1 pseudogene is annotated in these 1,064 nt (G+C 60.2%); it reads left to right on the plus strand.

Annotation, left to right across the window (positions count from 1 at the left end):
- Nucleotides 1-849 precede the first annotated feature (849 nt).
- Nucleotides 850-1,064: pseudogene (locus FCI23_RS55870) on the plus strand (group II intron reverse transcriptase/maturase); the annotation flags it as partial.

Here is a 1,064-nt window from a genome sequence, read left to right on the forward strand (position 1 = left end):
ACTGAGGGCCAGTAAATCTGTATGCCTGAATGCCTTCAGGACTTGCTTGAGCCGTATGCGCGGAAACGTGCCCGTACGGTTCTGAGGGGGGTGCGGCGCAGTAATGCGCCGCACCTACCCGACTAATTTCTCCTCTGCTGATGAATGTCGCATTGCACGGTCTAGAGGAAGCCGCTGGAGTTCGCCATGTCGTCAACGGCGCTCAAGCCGGTGACACGAAAAAGGACTCCCCGGTATTGGTCCGCTACGCCGACGATAGTGCGCCACGAACACAACGGGAGGTTTCGATGTAGACGGAACTTTCCGACGTGATGCTGCACCGGTGATGGAGGTGGGCCCTCCGGGACCGCCCACACAGGGGGAGGTCCCAAACTCCCGCAGGTTGCTCCGGTGAATGAGCCGGGGTGATGAGCACTGCGGAAAAGGCGCACAAGATGCGTCAGGTGCGAGCCGAGAAGGCGAACGCGAGTGAACCACTGATGAAGTGTCGAAAGCGTATGAACGGTTACCGAAACCGGGGTCCAGTTGTTGCCCCGGGATGAATCTGGCGGGTTCCTGTATTCCTGGCCAGGTGGTGCCCGGCATAAAGGTGGCGCGAGCTCGGTTCAGGCGCTGGTGCGGAACGTGGGAACCCCTCGCCGCGATGCTGCCACCGGGCAGGTTGAAGTCCGGATGGCGACAAGGGAGAACCCCAAACAGCTGAAACTGTGAGGGGCAGAGTACCGATGCGTGGCAGGGGGACGGACCGCCTCGTAGTAGCGATGAAACCCCTGTAATGGGGGTGGAGCCAAGGGGGCGGGTTGTCCCGATCTTGTTTGGTGGTCAACCGGAGTTCCCGGGAGGAGCCAGGTGAACGGATCAAGGCCGCAGGCCATGGTCAAGTCGTTTGAAATTCCCAAGTCGATGGTGTGGGAGGCATTTCAGCGGGTCAAGGCCAATAAGGGTGCACCCGGGGCGGATGGCATGACGATCGAGCAGTTCGAGCAGAACCTTTCGGAGAATCTGTTCAAGTTGTGGAATCGGATGTCGTCCGGCTCGTATTTCCCTCCGGCGGTGAAGGCCGT

Origin of the sequence: Actinacidiphila oryziradicis, assembly GCF_005047355.1 — a bacterium.
Classification (GTDB): domain Bacteria; phylum Actinomycetota; class Actinomycetes; order Streptomycetales; family Streptomycetaceae; genus Actinacidiphila; species Actinacidiphila oryziradicis.